Annotated in this window: 22 protein-coding genes; 18 read left to right on the top strand and 4 right to left on the bottom strand. The window is 51.2% G+C overall.

Annotated elements, in window-relative coordinates; all coding sequences use genetic code 11:
• The first annotated feature begins 72 nt into the window (after positions 1-72).
• The 17 genes from LG198_RS03865 to LG198_RS03785 all read left to right on the top strand — a co-directional run bounded on the left by LG198_RS03865 (position 73) and on the right by LG198_RS03785 (position 14813).
• Positions 73-597 carry a YceD family protein gene (locus LG198_RS03865; RefSeq protein ID WP_230341836.1) on the top strand — a complete coding sequence of 175 codons (525 nt, stop codon included), beginning with the start codon at positions 73-75 and terminating at the stop codon, positions 595-597.
• Positions 598-614: 17 nt separating this feature from the next.
• Positions 615-794 (top strand): 50S ribosomal protein L32, encoded by a 180-nt coding sequence (rpmF, locus tag LG198_RS03860; protein WP_230341835.1) that lies wholly within the window; start codon positions 615-617, stop codon positions 792-794.
• 73 nt (positions 795-867) lie between these two features.
• Positions 868-1911, top strand: a complete 1044-nt coding sequence (plsX, locus tag LG198_RS03855) for a phosphate acyltransferase PlsX (RefSeq protein WP_230341834.1) — start codon at positions 868-870, stop codon at positions 1909-1911.
• Between the two features lie 9 nt (positions 1912-1920).
• Positions 1921-2874: a beta-ketoacyl-ACP synthase III gene (locus tag LG198_RS03850; protein ID WP_230341833.1), complete on the top strand. Its 954-nt coding sequence runs from the start codon at positions 1921-1923 to the stop codon at positions 2872-2874.
• A 45-nt stretch (positions 2875-2919) separates the two neighbouring features.
• Positions 2920-3849: an ACP S-malonyltransferase gene (fabD, locus tag LG198_RS03845; protein WP_230341832.1), complete on the top strand. Its 930-nt coding sequence runs from the start codon at positions 2920-2922 to the stop codon at positions 3847-3849.
• 18 nt (positions 3850-3867) lie between these two features.
• Positions 3868-4602 (top strand): 3-oxoacyl-ACP reductase FabG, encoded by a 735-nt coding sequence (gene fabG, locus LG198_RS03840; RefSeq protein ID WP_230341831.1) that lies wholly within the window; start codon positions 3868-3870, stop codon positions 4600-4602.
• A gap of 370 nt (positions 4603-4972) precedes the next feature.
• Complete coding sequence (gene acpP, locus LG198_RS03835; protein WP_011479726.1) at positions 4973-5209, top strand: acyl carrier protein; 237 nt, start codon at positions 4973-4975, stop codon at positions 5207-5209.
• A gap of 42 nt (positions 5210-5251) precedes the next feature.
• On the top strand, positions 5252-6484 hold the full coding sequence (gene fabF, locus LG198_RS03830; protein WP_230341830.1) for a beta-ketoacyl-ACP synthase II: 1233 nt from the start codon (positions 5252-5254) through the stop codon (positions 6482-6484).
• 331 nt (positions 6485-6815) lie between these two features.
• Positions 6816-7628: an aminodeoxychorismate lyase gene (pabC, locus tag LG198_RS03825; protein ID WP_230341829.1), complete on the top strand. Its 813-nt coding sequence runs from the start codon at positions 6816-6818 to the stop codon at positions 7626-7628.
• A 1-nt stretch (position 7629) separates the two neighbouring features.
• Entirely contained in the window at positions 7630-8634 is a 1005-nt protein-coding gene (gene mltG, locus LG198_RS03820; RefSeq protein ID WP_230341828.1) for an endolytic transglycosylase MltG, read from the top strand.
• A complete protein-coding gene (gene tmk / locus LG198_RS03815; protein WP_230341827.1) occupies positions 8624-9235 on the top strand; it encodes a dTMP kinase in 612 nt (203 codons plus the stop codon). Before mltG ends, tmk begins: the two co-directional genes overlap by 11 nt.
• Positions 9232-10245, top strand: coding sequence for a DNA polymerase III subunit delta' (gene holB / locus LG198_RS03810; protein WP_230341826.1), 1014 nt, complete (start codon positions 9232-9234; stop codon positions 10243-10245). Before tmk ends, holB begins: the two co-directional genes overlap by 4 nt.
• 66 nt (positions 10246-10311) lie before the next feature.
• Complete coding sequence (locus tag LG198_RS03805) at positions 10312-10632, top strand: PilZ domain-containing protein (protein ID WP_230342062.1); 321 nt, start codon at positions 10312-10314, stop codon at positions 10630-10632.
• A gap of 43 nt (positions 10633-10675) precedes the next feature.
• On the top strand, positions 10676-11452 hold the full coding sequence (locus LG198_RS03800; protein ID WP_230341825.1) for a TatD family hydrolase: 777 nt from the start codon (positions 10676-10678) through the stop codon (positions 11450-11452).
• Complete coding sequence (locus LG198_RS03795; protein ID WP_230341824.1) at positions 11443-12213, top strand: MBL fold metallo-hydrolase; 771 nt, start codon at positions 11443-11445, stop codon at positions 12211-12213. Before LG198_RS03800 ends, LG198_RS03795 begins: the two co-directional genes overlap by 10 nt.
• Positions 12214-12327: 114 nt before the next feature.
• Positions 12328-12648 (top strand): hypothetical protein, encoded by a 321-nt coding sequence (locus tag LG198_RS03790; protein ID WP_230341823.1) that lies wholly within the window; start codon positions 12328-12330, stop codon positions 12646-12648.
• 299 nt (positions 12649-12947) lie between these two features.
• Positions 12948-14813, top strand: coding sequence for a putative bifunctional diguanylate cyclase/phosphodiesterase (locus tag LG198_RS03785; protein ID WP_230341822.1), 1866 nt, complete (start codon positions 12948-12950; stop codon positions 14811-14813).
• 78 nt (positions 14814-14891) lie between these two features.
• Here LG198_RS03785 and LG198_RS03780 read toward each other — a convergent pair whose 3' ends face one another.
• On the bottom strand, positions 14892-15050 hold the full coding sequence (locus LG198_RS03780) for a DUF3309 family protein (RefSeq protein ID WP_230341821.1): 159 nt from the start codon (positions 15048-15050) through the stop codon (positions 14892-14894).
• Between the two features lie 239 nt (positions 15051-15289).
• Complete coding sequence (locus LG198_RS03775; RefSeq protein WP_230341820.1) at positions 15290-15553, bottom strand: DUF1488 family protein; 264 nt, start codon at positions 15551-15553, stop codon at positions 15290-15292.
• Between the two features lie 396 nt (positions 15554-15949).
• On the opposite strand from LG198_RS03775, the gene LG198_RS03770 reads away from it, so the two are divergent.
• Positions 15950-16483 carry an acyloxyacyl hydrolase gene (locus LG198_RS03770; protein WP_230341819.1) on the top strand — a complete coding sequence of 178 codons (534 nt, stop codon included), beginning with the start codon at positions 15950-15952 and terminating at the stop codon, positions 16481-16483.
• A 128-nt stretch (positions 16484-16611) separates the two neighbouring features.
• On the opposite strand, the gene LG198_RS03765 is transcribed toward LG198_RS03770, so the two are convergent.
• Complete coding sequence (locus LG198_RS03765) at positions 16612-19218, bottom strand: glycosyltransferase (RefSeq protein WP_230341818.1); 2607 nt, start codon at positions 19216-19218, stop codon at positions 16612-16614.
• Positions 19219-19278: 60 nt separating this feature from the next.
• Complete coding sequence (locus LG198_RS03760; RefSeq protein WP_230341817.1) at positions 19279-20886, bottom strand: glycoside hydrolase family 17 protein; 1608 nt, start codon at positions 20884-20886, stop codon at positions 19279-19281.
• Between the last annotated feature and the right edge of the window lie 96 nt (positions 20887-20982).

The following is a 20982-nucleotide window of genomic DNA, read 5'->3' as shown; positions in this document are numbered from 1 at the left end:
AGTAAACCTAAAACCTGAAAAATGGTGCTGATTTTTGACAGGGGAACCGGCAAATTATATCATGCGCGGCTTATGACTGCACAAGCAATCAACGTACCTGTTATTAACAGTCTCGACTTTGCAAGAAAAGCGCAAGAGTTTCGTGATATAATCCCGCTCCTGCGATTTTCTCGCTTGGGTGAGTATCTGGCCGACACCGATGGTGCGCTGGAAATCACCCTGATTGGCAAGACTGATATGTCCGGCAAGCCCGCATTCCACTTGGTAGTGCAAGGTGTGCTCAAGCTGGTCTGTCAGCGTTGCCTGGATTCATTTGAATACCCGCTGGATGTGGCTGCAGATTATGTAATCGTTACCAGTGAAAATGCGATTCCATCGCCAGATTCAGATGAATATGACGATGAGGTGGATTATCTGGTGGCGGAAACGCAAATGCCGGTGATAGACCTGGTAGAAGACGAGATATTGCTAGCCTTGCCATTGGCACCAAAGCATGCTGAAAATGAATGCGGTGGTACGGGCAGGGTTGAGTTGGAAAAACCGAGTCCTTTTGCTGTGTTAAAGGGATTTAAAGCCGGCAAAAGCCAAAACGATTAGTTAACTAGGAGTAAATTATGGCCGTTCAACAAAATAAAAAGTCACCATCCAAACGCGGTATGCACCGTTCCCATGACTTTTTGACCAACCCGCCACTGGCAGTTGAGCCAACTACTGGCGAAACTCACTTGCGTCACCACGTAAGCCCTAATGGCTATTACCGTGGTCGCAAGGTGTTGCCAGCCAAGGGTGAGTAATTCCCCTGGACTTGCAGGTATATGCGCCAGCCTTTACGGCTGGCGCTTTTGTATTTAACCTCCGATTGTGAGCATGGATATAACTGTTGCTATCGACGCGATGGGAGGCGACCATGGCCCTCATGTCACCATTCCCGCAGCGCTCAGCGCTATCAAGCAAGATAGCCAATTAAACGTCATTCTTGTTGGGTTGAAGGATGTCATTGAGGCAGAGCTGGCCGCCAACAAGGCCACAGTCAGTTCGCGCCTCAGGATTCATCATGCCAGCGAAGTTGTGGCAATGGATGAGTCTCCACAGAGCGCACTCAAAAACAAAAAAGATTCTTCGTTGCGCGTGGCGATCAACCTCGTCAAGAGTGGCGAAGCCAACGCATGTGTCAGCGCCGGCAATACAGGCGCGCTGATGGCGACTGCCCGCTTTGTCCTTAAAACATTGCCGGGAATTGATAGGCCTGCCATTGCAGGGATATTGCCAACGCAAAAAGGCACAGTTTATATGCTGGACCTTGGAGCGAATGCCGACTGTACGCCAGAGCATTTATTGCAATTCGCCATCATGGGCGCCATGCTGGTATCCTGCGTTGAGCACAAGGAACGCCCTACAGTCGGCTTGCTCAATATTGGTTCTGAAGACATCAAAGGCAATGAGGTGGTCAAGGAGGCGGGAGAATTATTGCGTGCCAGCCACCTCAACTTCTACGGCAATATCGAAGGCAATGATATCTATAAAGGTACGACTGATGTCGTGGTCTGTGATGGCTTTGTCGGCAATGTTGCACTCAAGACTTCAGAAGGCCTGGCGCAGATGGTCAACCGCTTTTTGACGCAGGAGTTCAAACGCAGCTGGTTAACCAAGCTTATGGCCTTGGTTTCCATGCCGGTGCTGAAAGCGTTCAAGCGCAGGCTGGATCCGCGCCGCTATAATGGTGCCACTTTTCTGGGCTTGCGCGGCATCGTGGTGAAGAGCCACGGCGGTGCTGACAGCCTGGCATTCCGCTATGCGATCCAGGCGGCGGCGGAAGAGTCGCGCAATGGCGTCCTGGAGCGCATCACTGAGCAACTTGAAATCGAGCATCTCAAGCCACAAGCTACTGCTCAGGTAGTTGAAAATACATAAAGAGGGTATATGACCTATTCACGCATCTTGGGAACCGGTAGCTATCTGCCGGAAAAGATACTTACCAATGCTGACCTCGAGCGTATGGTAGATACCACGGATGAGTGGATTTTTGCCAGGACTGGCATACGTGAGCGTCATATTGCCGCGGATGGCCAGTTTACGAGCGATCTGGCGCTTGCTGCTGCAAAGCATGCGCTGGAAGCTGCGAATATTGGTGCAGAGGCGCTCGATCTGATTATTGTGGCAACCACCACGCCTGACCGAGTGTTCCCGAGCACGGCCTGCCTGCTGCAGCAAAAGCTGGGCAACGCCGGCGCTCCTGCATTTGATGTGCAGGCGGTATGCAGCGGCTTTATTTATGCAATCGCCACTGCGGATAATTTCATCCGCAGCGGTGCGGCCCGCACTGTGCTGGTAGTCGGTGCCGAAACCATGTCGCGCATTACCGACTGGAAAGATCGCAGCAACTGTATCCTGTGGGGTGACGGCGCAGGCGCTGTTGTGCTTGGTGCTAGCGATGAACCGGGCATCATTTCCACCCACCTGCATGCGGATGGTAGCTATGCCAGAATGCTCAATGTGCCGAGTGGCGTCTCTGAGCGCGGCGATGACAACACCATCCACATGGAAGGCAATACGGTATTCAAGATTGCCGTGAATACCCTGGATGCCATCGTCGATGAAACGCTGGAGGCCAATGGCCTGCAAAAATCGGATATCGACTGGCTGGTACCGCACCAGGCCAATATCCGCATCCTGCAATCCACTGCGCGCAAGCTGGGCATGGAAATGGAAAGGGTGATTGTCACGGTCGACAAGCATGGCAATACCTCGGCTGCCTCCGTACCTTTGGCCCTGGATGTGGCGGTGCGTGATGGCCGCATCAAGCGCGGCGAAACTATTCTCATGGAAGCTTTTGGTGGTGGGTTCACCTGGGGCTCCGTTCTCCTTAAATATTGATTCATTTCAATTAGTCTCTTTTGCGACCTAAAAAAGGCCGAATTCATGAAATTTGCATTTTTCTTTCCAGGGCAGGGATCTCAATCCGTCGGCATGATGCAGGGGTTTGGTGATCTTGCCGTGATCAAGGATACCTTTGTTGAGGCCTCCGATATTCTAGGCGTCGATTTCTGGCGCATGGCGACGGAGCCTAATGATGTACTCAACCAGACTACCAATACCCAGCCATTGATGCTTGCGGCCGGTGTGGCTACATGGCGTGCCTGGCAGGCCCAGGGTGGCGCATTGCCGACCGTGCTGGCAGGGCATAGTCTGGGTGAATACACTGCCTTGGTTGCTGCAGGAATTGTGTCTTACGAGGCTGCTTTGCCGCTCGTGCGTTTCCGTGCGGAAGTGATGCAGGGAGCTGTGGCGGATGGCGAGGGTGCCATGGCTGCGGTACTGGGCCTGGGTGATGACGCGGTGCGGGCTGCTTGCGCCGAAGCTGCGCAAGGCGATGTGCTGGAAGCGGTTAACCTGAATTCACCCGGGCAGGTGGTAATTGCCGGCCACAAGGCAGCTGTGGAGCGTGGCGTGGAAGCTGCCAAGGCCAGGGGCGCCAAGCGGGCATTATTGTTGCCGGTGAGCGTGCCTTCTCATTGCGCCCTCATGAAGCCAGCGGCCGATGAGCTTGCCGGATATCTCCGCGATGTCGGCTTTGCCGCAGGCCACATTCCCGTATTGCATAATGCAGACGTTGCCGCGCATGATGCTGCAGATAAGGTTAAGGATGCCTTGGTTCGTCAGCTTTATAGCCCTGTGCGCTGGGTTGAGACTGTCCAGGCTGTGCATGCCTCTGGTGTTACTGCCAGTGCAGAGTGCGGACCTGGCAAGGTATTGGCCGGCCTGGTCAAGCGCACGGTTGCCGAGCTGCCTTGCCTGGCACTGGTGAATCAAGAAGCGCTGGCTGAAGCCCAGGCACAGTTCAATCAATAGAATAGATAGGAGGCAAGCATGCTGGAAGGGCAGATTGCACTTGTAACAGGCGCTAGCCGTGGTATTGGTGCGGCAATTGCACTGGAATTGGCCAAGCAGGGTGCCAAGGTGATTGGGACAGCAACAACAGAGTCCGGCGCGGCACAGATTTCTCAGGCGTTGGCAGAACACGGTGGCATTGGCCTGGCATTGGATGTGAACGACGCTACTCAGGTAGAAGCTGTTCTGAAGCAGATTGCGGCTCAGTTCGGTGATGTGAGCGTATTGGTCAATAATGCGGGTATTACACGCGATACCTTATTGATGCGGATGAAGGATGCAGATTGGGATGCTGTGATTGCTACCAACCTGACCTCTGTCTATCGCATGTCTCAAGCGGTGCTGCGCCCCATGATGAAGGCCAGGCATGGCCGTATCATTAATATTTCCTCCGTGGTCGGCCATATGGGCAATGCCGGCCAGGCAAACTATGCCGCTGCCAAGGCAGGCATGGCCGGCTTTACGCGGTCACTAGCAGCGGAAGTCGGCAGCCGTGGTATTACGGTAAACTGTGTTGCACCTGGATTTATCGATACCGATATGACACGTGAGCTGCCTGAAACTGTGCGTGAAGAACTGTTGAAACGCGTGCCGGCAGGGCGCTTTGGCGATGTGTCGGATATTGCCGCCGCGGTAGGCTTTCTGGCTTCCGCCGCTGCAGGATACATCACTGGTGAGACCCTGCACGTGAACGGTGGCATGTACATGGCTTGATGACTATACCGCTAGGGTCTGTTCCCCTGATATTCGAGTCCGCGCCGGTATCGGTTTTTGTGCGGAGCAAGGCATGAAAAGGGAAGTTTGGTCATTCCAACTGAACGACGAATAACGCAGCACCGTGCAAAAACCGATACCGGCCCTTCGGGTTGTAGTGGCAACTGGCCCCATGCTGCGTTGCGGGACTTGGCAAGGGAATCACCATTGCCTGCGTCCCGCGTCTTGCCTGGCACCACTTGCCACTTCAACGCGGGCACGAATATCAGGGGAACAGACCCTAATCATTCTGTTTTTTGAATTCCTCGGGACTTTTGATAGAATAGCCCGAGCTTTTTTAAGCGACTTAAACTTGAAAGGAATAATTTAGATGTCTGACATCGAACAACGCGTTAAAAAGATCGTTTCCGAACAACTGGGTGCAAACGAGGCTGACGTAAAAAACGAATCCTCCTTTGTTGACGATCTGGGTGCTGATTCTCTCGACACCGTGGAATTGGTGATGGCGCTGGAAGAAGAATTCGACTGCGAAATTCCTGACGAAGAAGCCGAAAAAATCACGACTGTTCAGCAAGCGATTGATTACGTCAACGCCAACCTGAAGTAATTTTTTCTTTTCCCAATTGCTGATTTTTTTCTTGGAGTCGTCTTGTCCAAGCGTAGGGTAGTAGTGACTGGCCTAGGCGTTGTGTCACCGGTAGGTATCGGTGTGCAGACATCCTGGGCCAACCTTGTGGCCGGTCAATCCGGTATCACCAACATAACCAAATTCGATGCCACTCCGTTCGCCTCGCAAATTGCGGGGGAAGTGAAGGGCTTTGATGTATCGCAATATCTTCCTGCCAAGGAAGCGCGCCGGATGGATACTTTCATCCAGTATGGCATGGCGGCCGCTATCGAGGCAGTGAAGGATGCGGGCATTGAAGTTACGGAGGAAAATGCTGAACGAATAGGTGTTTCCATCGGTTCAGGTATTGGCGGATTGCAGCTGATCGAGGATACAGACACGATTTATCATGAATCTGGTCCTCGCAAAATCTCGCCATTCTTCATCCCTGGCACTATCATCAACATGATTTCGGGCAACCTTTCCATCATGTATGGCTTCAAGGGGCCTAATGTTGCTATCGTTACTGCGTGTACCACTGGTACGCACTCGATTGGCGACGCTGCCCGCATGATTGAATATGGGGATGCCGATATTATGGTGGCCGGTGGCGCCGAGGCTCCGATTACCGAGTTGGGTGTAGGTGGCTTTGCTGCTGCCCGCGCGCTCTCGACTCGCAATGATGATCCTGCAACAGCCAGCCGCCCTTGGGATGCTGACCGTGATGGTTTCGTTATTGGCGAAGGTGCCGGGGTCGTGGTGCTCGAAGAGTACGAGTCAGCCAAGAAGCGTGGTGCCAGGATTTATGCGGAAGTGGTGGGTTATGGTATGAGTGCTGATGCCTACCACATGACCGCACCAAGCATGGACGGTCCGCGCCGTGCGGTGGTGAATGCGTTGAAAAATGCAGGCTTGAATCCTGACCAGGTACAGTTTGTGAATGCACATGGTACTTCCACACCTTTGGGTGATGTGAATGAGACCGGTGCTATCAAGGCTGCATTTGGTGATCATGCCAAGCGCCTGGTGGTCAATTCCACCAAGTCAATGACAGGTCACTTACTGGGCGGGGCAGGCGGTCTTGAGTCAGTGTTTACCATACTCTCACTGTATCACCAGGTATCGCCTCCAACCATTAATATCTTTAACCAGGATCCGGAATGTGATCTTGATTACTGTGCTAATGAAGCCAGGGATTTAAAGATTGACGTGGCTGTGAAAAACAACTTCGGTTTTGGTGGTACGAACGGTAGCTTGGTCTTCCGCAAGGTTTAATTTTCGCGCTCTCTAAAACAGAGCAAACTCCTAAAGGCCCGTGCATTAACATGTTGATGCACGGGCCTTTATACACAGATGGATGATATGTGACAGTAATATGTCCGCTTTACTGCTTGTTTATATGGATGTTTTTTTAAGTGTCTGATTATAAATAATAAAATTATCTGCCTAAAAACTGGGCGATTCCAAAAAATCATAATGCTGACCGTGGGTTAGCATTCTTTTTCAAACATAATCCACAAAATTATCCACAGCTTTTGTGGAGAGTGAGTCTTTCTAAGCGCGAGCATATGCTTTAGCATGGCGGCTGTTGATTTTGCAGATTCCAATGAGTTCAAGCAGATTCCTGATTAATGGCATTACCGATGGTGCGATTTCCCCGCTGGATCGCGGATTTGCCTATGGCGATGGCATATTTCGCACCCTGCGTGTATTGCAAGGTCAGCCACAAACATGGGCAGCGCACTATGCCAAGCTGGCGTCTGATAGCGCCCGGCTTGGCTTGACCTGCCCTGAGGCATCCATCTGGCGCGAAGAGATTGCGAGCCTGTTTGCCGACAAGGGCGACGGTGTCGCCAAGCTCATGCTCACACGTGGCATTGGCGAGCGTGGATATGCCGCGACGGATAACGGGGTTACACGTGTCGTGATGCGCAGCCCGTTGTCTGGCTATCCTCAAAAAAACGCGGATGAAGGCATCCGCGTCCACTTGTGTACTATCAGGCTGGCGCACCAGCCCTTGCTGGCAGGGATCAAGCATCTCAACCGTCTTGAGAATGTGCTGGCAAGGCAGGAATGGTCGGACCCGAACATCAGCGAAGGGATTTTGCTGGATCAGGATAATCTGGTGATTGAAGGGGTGATGAGCAATATTTTCGTACGCTCGGGTAAAATATTGATAACGCCCAACCTTGAACGCTGTGGTGTGGCTGGGATTACCCGTCAGCGCATCCTTGAGATTGCCCCAAGCCTGGGGCTGCTGCCATCAGTTGCGCCACTGTCCTTGCCTGACTTGATGCGTGCTGACGAAGTGCTGATGTGCAATAGCCTGTATGGCGCCTGGCAAGTCGTGGATTTCAATGGGCGAACCTGGCCGCTCGGGCAACTGGCCGCCAGGTTGCGCCAAATTTTGCAGGAATAGCATGCGCATACTGAAAGCATTGTTTTTATTACTGGTATTGCTGGTAGCCTCATTTTGCGCATGGATGGCTTATTTCGTCACAACGCCATTGCATTTTCCCACGCAGACCGTGGAATTCGAGCTGCGTGCCGGCAGCAGCCTGCGCACGGTTTCCCAGCAACTGGTCGATCAGAATATCCTCAAGGAACCATGGAGCTTCATACTCCTCGTGCGTGCCATGCACATGGCGGGCGGCATCAAGGCGGGCAACTATCTGCTGGAATCAGGCCAGACGCCTTACGAGCTGTTCATCACGCTGAGCAATGGCAATGTGACGCAGGACAGTATTACTTTCATTGAAGGCTGGACCTTTGCGCAGATGCGCCAGGCCCTCAATCAGCACGAATCTGTACGCCATCTCACCATGGCCTATACTGATGAGGAGATCATGCGCAATATAGGCGCAACGGATGCATTGCCGGAGGGTCTGTTCTTCCCTGATACCTATTACTTCAGCCGTGGCATGAGCGACCAGGATATTCTCAAGCGGGCCTATGTCGCTATGCAAAACCGCCTGCAGGCTGCCTGGGTACAACGTGCCCCAGGCCTGCCTTATGCGTCCCCCTATGAAGCGCTGATCATGGCATCCATCGTGGAAAAGGAAACGGGGAAGGCAAGCGAGCGTCCGATTATCGCCGGCGTGTTCCTCAACCGCCTGCGCATAGGCATGCGCTTGCAGACTGACCCTACGGTAATCTACGGCATGGGTGAAACATTCGACGGCAACCTGCGCAAGCGCGACCTGCTCAGGGATACGCCTTTCAACACCTACACCAGGGCAGGGCTGCCGCCCACGCCAATTGCCATGCCCGGCATGGCAGCCATCACGGCGGCATTGCACCCTGCCAAGACAGATGCAATATATTTTGTCGGCAAGGGCGATGGCAGCCATCAATTCTCCCGCACCTTGAGCGAACATAACCGCGCGGTGGTGCGTTATCAACTAAAGGGCGGCAATGCGCGGTAGATTCATCACCCTGGAAGGCATGGACGGCGCGGGCAAGAGCTCGCATATAGACAGCATCATTGCAACACTCGCGGCCCGAGGGCTGGAAGTGGTTTCCACGCGCGAGCCCGGGGGCACGCAACTGGGGGAGAAACTGCGTGAACTGCTGCTGCATGAGCCCATGCATGCGGAAACCGAAACCCTGCTGATGTTTGCCGCGCGGCGGGAGCATATTGCACAGGTGATTGAGCCTGCACTGGTGCGTGGGACTTGGGTGGTATCCGACCGCTTCACGGATGCTTCTTTTGCGTATCAATGCGGTGGACGCGGTGTCGAACGGAGCAAAGTGGAAGCGCTGGAACACTGGGTGCAGCAAGGTTTGCAGCCGGATCTGACCCTGTTGTTTGATGTGCCGGTCGAGGTGAGCGTCGCGCGGCTTGCAGCAGCGAGGACGCCAGACAAGTTCGAGCGTGAAAGCATCGAGTTCTTCCGCCGCATCCGCAATGGCTACCTGTTGCGTGCCGAAACGCAGCCGGAACGGTTCCGGCTGATTGACGGCAACCGTCTGCTTGATGTGGTTCGGCATGATGTCATTGAAATCTTGCAGAATTTTGGCAGATGAGTGAACAGCGTTACTCCTGGCATGCCAGCACTTGGCAGCGATTGCAGCAATCCCGCCAGCGCAGGCACCATGCCTTGCTTTTGCGCGGCAAACAGGGGATTGCCAAGCTGGATTTTGCCAATGCGCTGGCACAGTCGCTGCTATGCCAGTCGCCAGCCGTCGATGGCTATGCTTGCGGCCATTGCGTAAGTTGCAGCTGGTTCTCGCAGAATAGCCATCCCGATTACCGCTTGCTGACGCCTGAGCAGGAGATTCCTGAAACCACGGATACGGCCCCGGTTAGCAAGAAGCCAGCACGAAAGAGCACACAGATATCCGTGGCACAGGTGCGGGAACTGGCTGGCTTTCTTGAGCTTTCCAGCCATCAGAACGATGGCGTTCGCATAGTCGTCATCCATCCGGCAGACACATTGAACCAGACCTCGGCCAATGCCTTGCTGAAAATGCTGGAAGAGCCGCCTGCAGATGTCATGTTCATCCTGGTTACGAGCAGTCCGCAACGTTTGCTGCCGACCATCATGAGCCGTTGCCAGCAAGTGGAAATGCCTGCTCCTTCAGAACAGGAGGCATTAGCCTGGCTTGAGCAGCAAGGGGTAAATGATGCCCAATATTGGCTGGCATATAGTGGCGGCTCGCCACTTAAAGCTGTTGAGGCTGCAACTGCAGGCAATGAACGGATGCAGATTGTGCCTGCACGTCTTGCTCAAGGATATCAACTGGATCCGTTTACATCAGCAGCGGAGTTTGCCGCACTTGGCATGGAAGACGTGATGACGGCAGTGCAAAAGTGGGTGTACGACCTTTTGGCTATCCGGCTGAATACGCGGCCGCGTTACCATGTGCGCGATCTTGCGGCTTTGCAAGCATTGAGCAAAAGCGTAGACTTGAGTGCATTGCTGGCTTTCCAGCGCCAGGTGGATGAAGCTAGGCGTTCTGCCAGCCACCCTTTGAATAATGAGCTGCAACTTGAGCACCTGTTGTTGCAGTATAGTAAATTATTTCCCGGATAGCAGGCCAAGGTGAGCAAGCCAGAAAGCCCAGAAAGCATAGACAAGCAAGCGACAAAACCCAGCGTGATGTCGCTTGCCATTAAGGAAAAAGCCGCCTTGTATGCGGCTTACATGCCTTTTATCCAAGGGGGAGGCCTGTTTATCCCGACCAACAAGCCTTTCAATATCGGCGATGAGGTGTTCATGCTGCTCAGTCTGCTTGATAACCCTGACAAGCTCAAGGTGGCGGGGCGCGTGATTTGGATCAGCCCGGTGGCGCATGGTAACCGGCCCCAAGGCATCGGCGTGCAGCTGAGCGAGAAGGATGGTGGCCTGGAAGCCCGCAACCGGATTGAAGGACTGCTTGGCAATGCCCTGAAATCGCAACGTCCTACCCACACCATGTAATCTGTTTTTGATTATTTAACCCTGATTTGATTGAAGCTGTTTTATGCTGGTTGATTCCCACTGTCACCTGAATTTCCCCGAATTTCGCAACAATATAGAGGCCTTGCGCGCTGCTATGCGCGAGCAAGGGGTGGGGCATGCCTTATGTATCTCCGTCACATTGCCGGATTTTCCTCAAGTACTGGCGGTGGCCGAATCACATGATAATTTTTATGCTTCGGTCGGCGTGCATCCGGATTATGAAAGCGAGCCGGAATTCACTGAGGACCAATTGGTCACATTGGCGGCGCATCCGAAAGTCGTGGCGATTGGTGAGACTGGGCTGGACTATTTCCGCCTTACCGGTGACCTGGAGTGGCAACGCGAGCGCTTCCGTACCCACATCCGGGCGGCCATTCGCGCGCAAAAACCGCTGGTCATCCATACCCGTAGTGCGGCAGAAGATACTTTGCGCATCATGCGCGAAGAGCATGCGGAGCGGGTAGGCGGTGTCATGCACTGCTTTACCGAGAGCCTGGAAGTGGCACTGGCAGCGATCGAGCTGGGATTTTACATTTCCTTCTCCGGTATCGTGACTTTCAAGAATGCCGTGGCATTAAAGGATGTAGCCAAAGCCTTACCGCTTGAGCGCATTCTGGTGGAGACAGATTCTCCTTATCTTGCGCCGGTGCCATTCCGGGGCAAGCTCAACCAGCCGGCCTATGTGCGTTATGTGGCGGAGGAAATCGCCAAGCTGCGCGGCATCAGTTACCAGGAAGTGGAACAGGCGACGACGGAAAACTTTTTCCGCCTGTTCAAGGATGCCCGCCCATGCGCCTGACTGTGCTGGGCGTAGGCTCCAGTGCCGGCACACCGGTGATTGGCTGCCGATGCGCCACTTGCATGTCAGATAATCCAAGGAACAAGCGCAGCCGTTGCTCCTCATTGCTGACTTTGAGCAATGGCAAGAATGTCCTGATCGATACCGGGCCAGACATCAGGCTGCAGGCATTGCGCGAAGGGATCACGCATGTGGATGCGGTGCTCTATACCCATACCCATGCCGACCATATGCATGGTATTGATGACCTGCGGGCCTTTTGCCAGAAGCAGCGCCAGCAGATTCCGCTCTATGGAAAGCCTGATGCCATGGCGCATATCGTCAGCAAGTTTGGCTATGCGATCCGCGAACCAGGAGATTATTGGGACCTTCCCATTCTGAGCGTCAATCCGGTTGAGCAGTCATTTGATTTGTTTGACAATCAAATAGTGCCTGTTCCAATCCTGCATGGCAGCCTGGAAATGTATGGTTACCGCATTGGCAAGCTGGCTTACCTCACAGATGCTTCTGCCATTCCGGCCACATCGCTAGAACTGTTGCATGGCCTTGATGTCTTGTTGCTGGATTGCTTGCGCTATACGCCGCATTACACGCACTTTAGTCTAGAACAAAGCCTGGAGCAGGCCGCCATCATTGGTGCAAAGCAAACGTACCTCATCCATATGACCCATGAGATGGAGTACGAAGCGGTCAGCAAAATGCTGCCATCATCCGTGCAGGTGGGGTATGATGGCCTCAAGCTTGAAATAGCTGACTTTTAATTACAAGGGCTTGACGCTTCGACGGATAAGCCCAATAAAGAGGAAGAAGGAGTCGTTGTAATGGTATTGTATAAGAAGTGTTTTCTGGTTGTTGGCGCATTGCTGGCTTCGATCATGATGGCTACGCCTGCCATGGCTGAATCCAAAAAGACAACCTATACGGAAGAAGAATTTCTGAACGCGTTTGGCAACAAAACACGTGATGTGGTGGCCAAACAGCTTGGTCAGCCGCTTAAAAAAGAGCAGTCTGTCAAGCCAAGCAATGCTTCAAATGTCCTTGGCCGTCCCACAGAAAAACAGGGTAAGCCCGACCAGGTGGAAATGTGGTATTACAAAGACTTGGTGAAATACGACCCCAAGCGGACCTATAAGACCATCGAGCTTACTTTTGTGAATGACCGATGTGTGAATATCGCATTTTTCAACAATAGGTAATAAAAGGCCGGGATATCCCGGCTTTTTATTTGGCTTGACTAAATCAATTGGATTTTTGTCAATAACCTATTGGTAGGCCAAACGTACTAACTCTTAATTAGTAAAAATAGGTTGACGCTTTTTCTCAGGGTCAATAAGATTGACTTGTCAATTGGGATGGCAGGTTTGTATATTCCAAGGGGTCGATTGCTCGCATTTAGTCAATTAATAATGCGTTTTTTATTATTCAAATAACCATGTTTATATAATGGTTAAAAGTGCGACTGGTATTTTAAAACTTAAAAACTGAAAGTTATAAAATGGCTTTTCTGATGGGGAGTGCCAATGGCAGGGCGTTGATGCCGGATATTGCATTGGTCGCAAGTTTGAAGGACAAGCTGTCACGGCTTTCACAAAGATTGCTTGGCTTCATATTGCCAAGTATCGTGTTACAAGAAGAATGTAACCGTCTGCATCAAGAACTAGCTGGGCTTCAAAAGCGTCTGGGAGAGGCAGAAAAAGAACTCAGGATTATGCATCATGCTTTTGAGAGCCAAGATGGCATCCTGGTGACAGATGGCAATAATATAATTCTGAGGGTGAATAGTGCATTCACCCGCTTGACCGGCTACGGTGCGGATGAAGTCATTGGCATGACCCCGTCATTATTGAAATCCGGCAGACAAGATGCAGACTTTTATCGCAGAATGTGGCGGGAGCTACGCGAGCATCATTACTGGCAGGGTGAAGTTTGGGATAAACGCAAGGACGGCACCATTTATCCCAAGTTGCTCACAATTAAGGCGATTACCGACGACCATCATGTCATCGTCAATTACATTGCTACATTTTCGGATGTAAGCCAGCAAAAAGAAGCCAAGGAAAATATTTATCGCTTGGCTTTTTACGATCCATTGACGCAGTTGCCCAACAGGCGATTGCTGATGGACAGGCTTTCACAGGCATTAATAAACACTAAGCGTAATAAAAGTTGTGGCGCAATTTTTTTCATAGACCTCGACAACTTTAAAACACTGAATGATACAAAAGGGCATGATTTTGGTGACATGCTGCTTACCGAGGTTGCATCCCGCTTGCGTAATTCTGTACGCCAAAGCGACATGGTTGCCCGCTTTGGCGGGGACGAGTTTCTCGTGATTCTTGAAGACATCAGCAGCGATGAGGCTATTGCGACTCAAGGCGCACTCAGGGTGGCTGATAAAGTATGTCATGCAATCAGCCATACTTATGAGATTAAAGGCCATCATTACCACTGCACCGCCAGCATAGGCATCAGCATGTTTCATGAAGGCTTTAATAGCCACGAAGTCTTGCGGCGTGCTGATACTGCCATGTACCAAGCCAAACAAACTGGGCGCAATACTTACTATTTGTTTGACCCGCAAATGCAGGAAATCATCGAAAGCAGGGCGGGGCTGGAGGCAGACCTGCGCTGTGCCGTAAGCAATAACCAGCTTCTGCTCTATTACCAGATCCAGGTGGATAGCGAGCAACGCGCTTATGGCGCTGAAGTATTATTGCGCTGGCAGCATCCCGATCGTGGGTTGGTATCACCGATGCAGTTCATTGCCTTAGCTGAAGAAACAGGCCTGATTTTGCCAATTGGCCATTATGTCCTCACGGCTGCCTGTCATCAGCTTAAAGCTTGGGAGCGCCATGAACATACGCGAGACCTGGTATTGTCGGTGAACGTCAGTATTCGGCAGTTATGCCAGGATGATTTTGTTGAACGAATTCAAGAAATACTGGACGTGACGCAGATAAACCCCGGTCGGCTGAAAATAGAACTGACTGAAAGCCTGATAATGGAAAGCACATCTGGTAATGCCCAGAAAATGCTGGCATTACAGCAATTGGGTATTCATTTTGCAATGGATGACTTTGGTACTGGCTATTCCTCTTTAGTACACCTCAAGCGCTTACCACTCAACCAACTCAAGATAGACCGCAGCTTTGTGGGCAATATAGTCAATAATGCAAATGACGCTGTGATCGTCAAGGCCATCATTGCGATGGCAGCAGCATTGGATCTTGAGGTTATTGCAGAAGGTGTAGAAACGCAAGAGCAGATGGAAATGTTACGTCAATATGGCTGCTCAGCTTTCCAAGGTTATCTTTTTTCTCAGCCATTGCCTCTAGAAGAGTTTCAAGTTCTACTTCATTAAGCAATAAACTGAGTTTCGGGCTACATAATATAAAAAAGCCCTAAAGGGCTTTTTTATTTAGATTTGCTTAGTAATGCGTTATATGCGCCCTGTGAGCAGCAGAATAATCAATATAAGAACCACTAGCCCCACACCGCCGCTTGGGCCATAGCCCCAGCTCTTGCTATAGCCCCAACTAGGCAGAGCTCCGATGAGTAGAAGAATCAAGATAACCAATAAAATGGTAGAAATTGGCATATATTCCCTCCGATTTGTTTAATACATTATTGAGGGCGGCCTATGACCGCTGCTTCTGCCAGCCTAGAGGTCAGCAGCCTGTAGCTATTGCAGTCCGCAATGTAACAGTTCAATCATTACTGCTGGTATCCTCCTCCCGCTGAAACCACTGTCAGTGGCGTCTGACAACTTATACAGGTTCACAGGATTTAGAAGTTGATTGATAAGAATAGATAAAACCAAAAGTAAGTGAATGAAAATTAATTTGCATCAATGACATAAGTCATTTCATTCTTTTGTGCACCTTGCTCTAATATTTCCTCGGCCTTTGCAGCAATATCATCTTCGAGTTTTACAAAAATCTCTAGCCGATCCAAATCTTCATCGATACTAATACTGAGAGCATTTGCACAATAATCAATTGCATCTTTTGAAAACGAAAAGTCATAGGTCTTACCATCTTTAAGGACTTTGAAATTTACTTGATGGTCAACTACTACCTGGTTAAAAATTTGAACACTCATGATAGCTCCTATGCAGATTAATAAATCCGATTAATTAAATTTTCATAAGTAAATTAGCAAAACTGGAAAACTTAAAATGTAAGTAGATACTGAAGATGTTGTAAGAGCAATAAACTTTATAGTAATTAAAAAGATGCTAGGTTTAGTCCCTGTAATCTGATAAGGCTGGATGCAAGAAATTAAGCAGTTCAAAATCTGACTTGATATGAAGTGGCCCTGAAAAGGGCTTTTCTTTTTTGTATGTAGACATCGTAAATTTATTGAATTGTCATCCTATTCCTACAACAAAAACTCTCGGTTTCCGATAAAGCTCAGCAGTTACTTAGTCTTATGCTTGTCAAAAATTTTCACCTGTCACCGTAACTCGCCGTACTTTTAATAAGAAAAGGTTAACCAATGAAAAAAATCCTGAGTATGTTTGCCCTGATCGGCTGTTTTCAAGCTAGTCAAGCTTGGGCATTTGATGGTATCTCCCTTACTGCTGGTAGCGGCTCTGAGGCCGACATGGCGAATATTGCCCTACATTGGAATTGGGATAAGCGCTGGTTTGCTGAGGGTGACTGGTTCTTGAGCGGATACTGGGAACTTGGCGCCTCATTTTGGAAAGGTAATGGCCCTTCACCAAGAAAAGAAATTTACGGAATAGGCTTTACCCCGGTTTTCCGTTTTGAACGGCAGCCAATCAACGGTATAGCCCCATACATCGAAGGTGGTATCGGCATAAACCAGTTTTCAGGCAAGCAGGTAAATGGGGATACAAGTATGGGATCAAGGTTTGAGTTTAGTGATCATATTGGTTTAGGCTTAAAGTTTGGCGAAAGGCAGCAATACGATCTTAGCTACCGATTCCAGCACTACTCCAATGCAGGTATTACTTCAGAAAATCCAGGTATTAATTTCAACCAGATTAGGCTGACTTATCATTTCTGATTACTACAGCGAGATATGATAAAAGCCCCAATCGGGGCTTTTATTTTTTAACTTTAATACGCTAGGAGCGCCAAGTATTAATGGCTTATGATGACTAAACTCATCATAGAAAGGCTATAGGAGCATAGTTATTCTATAGCCTTTATTGTTTGTGAACTATGCTTTGGTTTGCTATCTGGCAATTGGGCAATGATCTGGCAAGCCAGCGTGCTCCAATAGGGCAGGGATTGTAATGTCAGCATGGTGACCCAAAGCTGGGCATCCAGATTGTTGAAGCCACGTGCATAAATCATCGCGGCAGCTGCGACGATCAGGGCAAGCAACAACAGGACTTCCTCTCTGATCGGTGTGAGCAGGCTGAATATGCTGCCTTTGACTGCCTTGCCCTTGTTTGTGGTCTTGAATACGCCGCGTTTCTGGATCAGGCCCATCATGATGCCGCGTGCAATGGTATGTGATAGCCCCAGGCCAGCGAGAGAGGCGCCTAGAATATCGGACCATTTGCAATCCTTCATGGTCTTACGGTACAGGATGGGGCCTAATGCACCCTTGACTACCAAGAAGCAGAGCACCGGGGTCAGCATGATGGAAACCGGCAGGCTGAACGATTTGGGGAAAGCCAGCATGGCCAGGGTCCAGCCAATCGAGCTCATGGTAAAAATAAACTGCAGGCCATCACCCAGCCAGCCCAGCCAGCCGGTCAGGAAGTGATAACGCTGACCAAAGGTCAGTGTTGATTTGCCTAGCAGCTTGGGCAGGTGATGCTTGAGGATCTGCATGGCACCGAATGCCCAGCGGAAGCGCTGGGATTTCAATGCTTCGAAGTTGGCAGGGGTGAGGCCGCGGCCAAAGGTTCTGTCGATATAACGTAGCTCGTAGCCACCTTCCAGCAGGCGCAAGCCTAGCTCAGTATCCTCGCATATGCACCATTCCGACCAGCCGCCGAGATCTTCCAGGGCCTTGCGGCGTACCAGTGTCATGGTGCCGTGCTGGATCAGCGCATTGCGCTCATGGCGGTGGTGCATGCCGATGCGGAAGAAGCCTTCGAATTCCCAGTTGCTCATGCGACGGAAGAAGTTGTTCTCAAATTCGCGGTGGGCCTGAGGTGCTTGTACTACAGCGACGCCTTGGTCGGAGAAGTGCGGGATCAGCACTGCCAGCCAATCACGGGCGACAACATAGTCGGCATCTACAACGCCGACCACCTCAGCCCTTGGATCGGTTTCCTGTAGGGCAAAATTGAGCGCGCCAGCCTTGAAGCCGGGCCATTGCGGCAGGTGGTAGAACTTGAAGTTGTCCGGCAATTTCGCCATATATTCTTCCACAGGCTTCCATTTGCTTTCGTCTTTGGTGTTGTTGTCGATTACCAGCACTTCGAAATTGGTGTAATCGAGCTGTACCAGGCTTTCGATCGTGGCAATCACCATCTCGGGAGGCTCGTTGTAACAGGCAAGGTGGACCGAGACAAACGCTTCTTTTTCAGGCGGAGCCGGTGTAGCTGGCGTGTAGGCGCGTACCCAGTATCCCTTGAACATCACCTCGCTGAACTCCACGGCATACGTCATGAGCACTGCTGAAGTCATGAGCAATGCCATGATCAGTGCCACCAGGATAATCATGTCGCGTAGTGAGTAGTAGTAATCCCCGGGTAGGTTCCAGGTGACGACCAGCACGGTAATACAAGCCTGCAGCAGGACTGCGAGCGATATCTGGGCGCCTGTTCCCCATTCGCGGAAGCGTACCGCGATAAAGAATATCGGGATAAAGGCAAGGAGAGAGCCCCAGAGCGCCTTGGATACCCAGCGCAAATCCTTGGGAACTGCTCCGTGCAGGGAATATTTCTCCTGGCGTTCAGCATCGAACATGCCCCAATAGGCACCAGCCCAGCCCTCAATCTTGACCTTCCACGGCTGGTCGATCGCTTCCATCAGGTAGTAGTCGTAGTTCTCATGAGCAGTCTTGGCAAGGAACTCGCGCACAAAGCGCGCCTGATTGACGTTGGAGGCCACTGATGCATCAATGGTCGGCCCCTTGCTTGGCCAACCGATTTCGCCAATCACGATCTTTTTGCGTGGATATTTATCCATGAGCTCCTGATAGCGTTCCAGCGCATAATCCACTGCTTTTTCTGCAGGCAGGCCTTCGTGATAGGGCAGGAGGTGCACGGTGATAAAGTCCACGTGCTTGACCAGTTGCGGATAGCGCAGCCAGACGTGCCAAGGCTCTGCCGTTGAAACCGGCACGCGTGAGGTACGGCGGGCCTCTTCCAGGTAGGCAATCATTTCATCCACATTGAGGTCGGCACGCAACATGGCCTCGTTGCCGACGATAATGCGTTCTATATTGGGATACAACGCTGCACGCGCTAGCAGGGCGTCAAGCTCGCGCTTGTTGTCTTCGTGGTCCGGCCCCAGCCAGGCGCCTGCGGTAACCTTGAGCCCCAGCCTTGCGGCAAGCGCAGTGGTTTCAGGGTTTTCAAGCGCACCGTAGATACGGATGCGATTGGTATAGCCCTTCATGAGCTCCAGGTCTTTCAATAGTTCATTGGTGCTGGGGTATTTGCGTTCCTGGGGGCTTTGGCCAATCTGGTAGCCACTATAGGCGAACCCATTGACAATGGGAGGGGCGTCAATCAGTGGCAGGGCACGATTGATCACTTCCCAAATACCGAAATGCAGCAGGGTGACTGCTAATGCAATGATAAGGGCCTTGCTGTATTTATTGATAAATTTCATAAAGTCGTCTTTTGGTTTTAGTTATCAATGCCAAATAAAATGCCAATGCCAAGTGCCCCCTCAAACCTTGGCTCCCTTGCGCGGCCAACTGGCATAAGCCAGCAAAGCGACCACGCCTAGCCATAAGAGTGCATGCGTGTTCAACGGTTCCAGAACCAGGCAAATCAATGCGCTGATGATGGCAATGATGTTGAGCCTGCGATAACGGCCAAACGTGGTGCGATGCAAAATCCCGAGCAGCGAAAGTCCGATGGCATATTGCAATGCCGGCAATGCATAAAGCGCCAGTGGGAAGTTGCGATAGCGGCCATCCATCATGTAGATAAGCTGGCCGATGACAGGATGAAGCTCGACATCACGCGGGATAAAGCTCATCTTCGGGATCAACAGGAAGCTTGTGATCATGGCAGTCAATACCAGTATGAACAGCAGGCTGTGCACCACCTTGTTTTGCCTTCGCGCGAGCAGGGCAGGCATATTGAGAAGGGCAGCAATACCCACCAGGACAATGCCAACCAGCGCTATCCACTCTGCCAGGTCGCGGCAGGCAGCAATCAGGTAATCCCACTGAATATAAGCCGTGGCGCCGCTCAGGATGCCGAGAGAGCCCATTGCCACCAAGGCGGGAAGCCTTAACTCCTTGCGGGCGATTGTAATGATGAAAAACAGGATGAATCCGGCAAAAGCCCAGATAATTGGCTGCCAGCCATCGTCACGTTCTGCAACCGGGCCTGTGAACTCAAATTTACTGTTGAGATCCGTGTCGTACATACCCCAATAACCGCCGACAGTGCCTTCTAGGTCACGCTTCCACGGCTGGTCAATCGCTTCGATCAAATTGTAGTTCCAGCCCTTGTCGTGGGCTGTCTGGATAAACTGGCGCAGATAGCTTGCTTGGTTGACCAAGCTGGGAATTGAATCATTGCGGTGTTTGCCAACAGAAGGCCAACCGGTTTCGCCAATAAAGAGCGGCTTGGAGAAGGTCTTACCCAATGACTCCATCACTGTTTCCGCATGATGAATCGCATTGTCCACGTTTTGTGGGTCATCTTCCCAATACGGCAGAATATGGACCGTGAGGTAATCCACGGCTTGTTCCAGGCGCGGATGCTTTAGCCAGAATTCCCAAACATCTGCATAAGTGACAGGCACTTCAGTGCGGCGTTGCGCTTCTTCCAGATAGGCCAGCATGACATCTTCGGTTTGCTCCTTGCGCAGCAATACCTCATTGCCAATGATCAAGCCCTTGACGGTTTCGGGATAGCGATTGGCCAGCTTGATGGCCAGGTCGACTTCCTTGTCGTTCTCTAGTTTTACGTAACCTACCCAAGCACCCAGCAATACCTTCATGCCAAGCTTGGAGGCTGCTTCGGGCACATAGTCCAATCCCTGCTTGACAGAGTATGTGCGCACGCAGTCAAAGCGTTCTGATAGTAAGCGCAAATCCCGCTCTATTCTGGATTTTTCTGCCACCGTGGTGGCAACGAATGGCGTTTCACCCTTGCCGTAATAGGGGGCGTAGGAAACACAGTTGAGCTTGCCACTGGCAGGCAATTCAGGCTCAAGCAGGGCAATAGGCTGGTTCTGTTGCCAGAACCAGTGAGCCAGCAGTGCAATCAAGAGGAAATTAAAAATACTGTAGCGCCACAAGGCAGCAGTTTTTAGCATGGTTGAAGTGTTGTTATGTTATTTAGAGTAGTTGTTAAATGCTGCAGATGTGCGTTCCGGTTGGTGATGTTGGGGCAGCGATATATTAAAGCACCT

The organism is Methylobacillus arboreus (assembly GCF_020532725.1).
Classification (GTDB): domain Bacteria; phylum Pseudomonadota; class Gammaproteobacteria; order Burkholderiales; family Methylophilaceae; genus Methylobacillus; species Methylobacillus arboreus.
Note: the sequence above shows the minus strand (reverse complement) of the source record. Positions and strands in the feature narration are given on the sequence as shown.

Bases quoted from the DNA above. Each gene is read 5' to 3' on its own strand.
- holB (WP_230341826.1), top strand. From the start codon at position 9,232: ATGAGTGAACAGCGTTACTCCTGGCATGCCAGCACTTGGCAGCGATTG.
- fabG (WP_230341831.1), top strand. From the start codon at position 3,868: ATGCTGGAAGGGCAGATTGCACTTGTAACAGGCGCTAGCCGTGGTATT.
- LG198_RS03775 (WP_230341820.1), bottom strand. From the start codon at position 15,553: ATGAGTGTTCAAATTTTTAACCAGGTAGTAGTTGACCATCAAGTAAAT.
- LG198_RS03795 (WP_230341824.1), top strand. From the start codon at position 11,443: ATGCGCCTGACTGTGCTGGGCGTAGGCTCCAGTGCCGGCACACCGGTG.
- LG198_RS03850 (WP_230341833.1), top strand. From the start codon at position 1,921: ATGACCTATTCACGCATCTTGGGAACCGGTAGCTATCTGCCGGAAAAG.
- LG198_RS03785 (WP_230341822.1), top strand. From the start codon at position 12,948: ATGGCTTTTCTGATGGGGAGTGCCAATGGCAGGGCGTTGATGCCGGAT.
- acpP (WP_011479726.1), top strand. From the start codon at position 4,973: ATGTCTGACATCGAACAACGCGTTAAAAAGATCGTTTCCGAACAACTG.
- fabD (WP_230341832.1), top strand. From the start codon at position 2,920: ATGAAATTTGCATTTTTCTTTCCAGGGCAGGGATCTCAATCCGTCGGC.
- mltG (WP_230341828.1), top strand. From the start codon at position 7,630: ATGCGCATACTGAAAGCATTGTTTTTATTACTGGTATTGCTGGTAGCC.
- LG198_RS03865 (WP_230341836.1), top strand. From the start codon at position 73: ATGACTGCACAAGCAATCAACGTACCTGTTATTAACAGTCTCGACTTT.
- pabC (WP_230341829.1), top strand. From the start codon at position 6,816: ATGAGTTCAAGCAGATTCCTGATTAATGGCATTACCGATGGTGCGATT.
- LG198_RS03800 (WP_230341825.1), top strand. From the start codon at position 10,676: ATGCTGGTTGATTCCCACTGTCACCTGAATTTCCCCGAATTTCGCAAC.
- LG198_RS03790 (WP_230341823.1), top strand. From the start codon at position 12,328: ATGATGGCTACGCCTGCCATGGCTGAATCCAAAAAGACAACCTATACG.
- LG198_RS03765 (WP_230341818.1), bottom strand. From the start codon at position 19,218: ATGAAATTTATCAATAAATACAGCAAGGCCCTTATCATTGCATTAGCA.
- LG198_RS03805 (WP_230342062.1), top strand. From the start codon at position 10,312: ATGTCGCTTGCCATTAAGGAAAAAGCCGCCTTGTATGCGGCTTACATG.
- tmk (WP_230341827.1), top strand. From the start codon at position 8,624: ATGCGCGGTAGATTCATCACCCTGGAAGGCATGGACGGCGCGGGCAAG.
- LG198_RS03780 (WP_230341821.1), bottom strand. From the start codon at position 15,050: ATGCCAATTTCTACCATTTTATTGGTTATCTTGATTCTTCTACTCATC.
- LG198_RS03770 (WP_230341819.1), top strand. From the start codon at position 15,950: ATGAAAAAAATCCTGAGTATGTTTGCCCTGATCGGCTGTTTTCAAGCT.
- rpmF (WP_230341835.1), top strand. From the start codon at position 615: ATGGCCGTTCAACAAAATAAAAAGTCACCATCCAAACGCGGTATGCAC.
- plsX (WP_230341834.1), top strand. From the start codon at position 868: ATGGATATAACTGTTGCTATCGACGCGATGGGAGGCGACCATGGCCCT.
- LG198_RS03760 (WP_230341817.1), bottom strand. From the start codon at position 20,886: ATGCTAAAAACTGCTGCCTTGTGGCGCTACAGTATTTTTAATTTCCTC.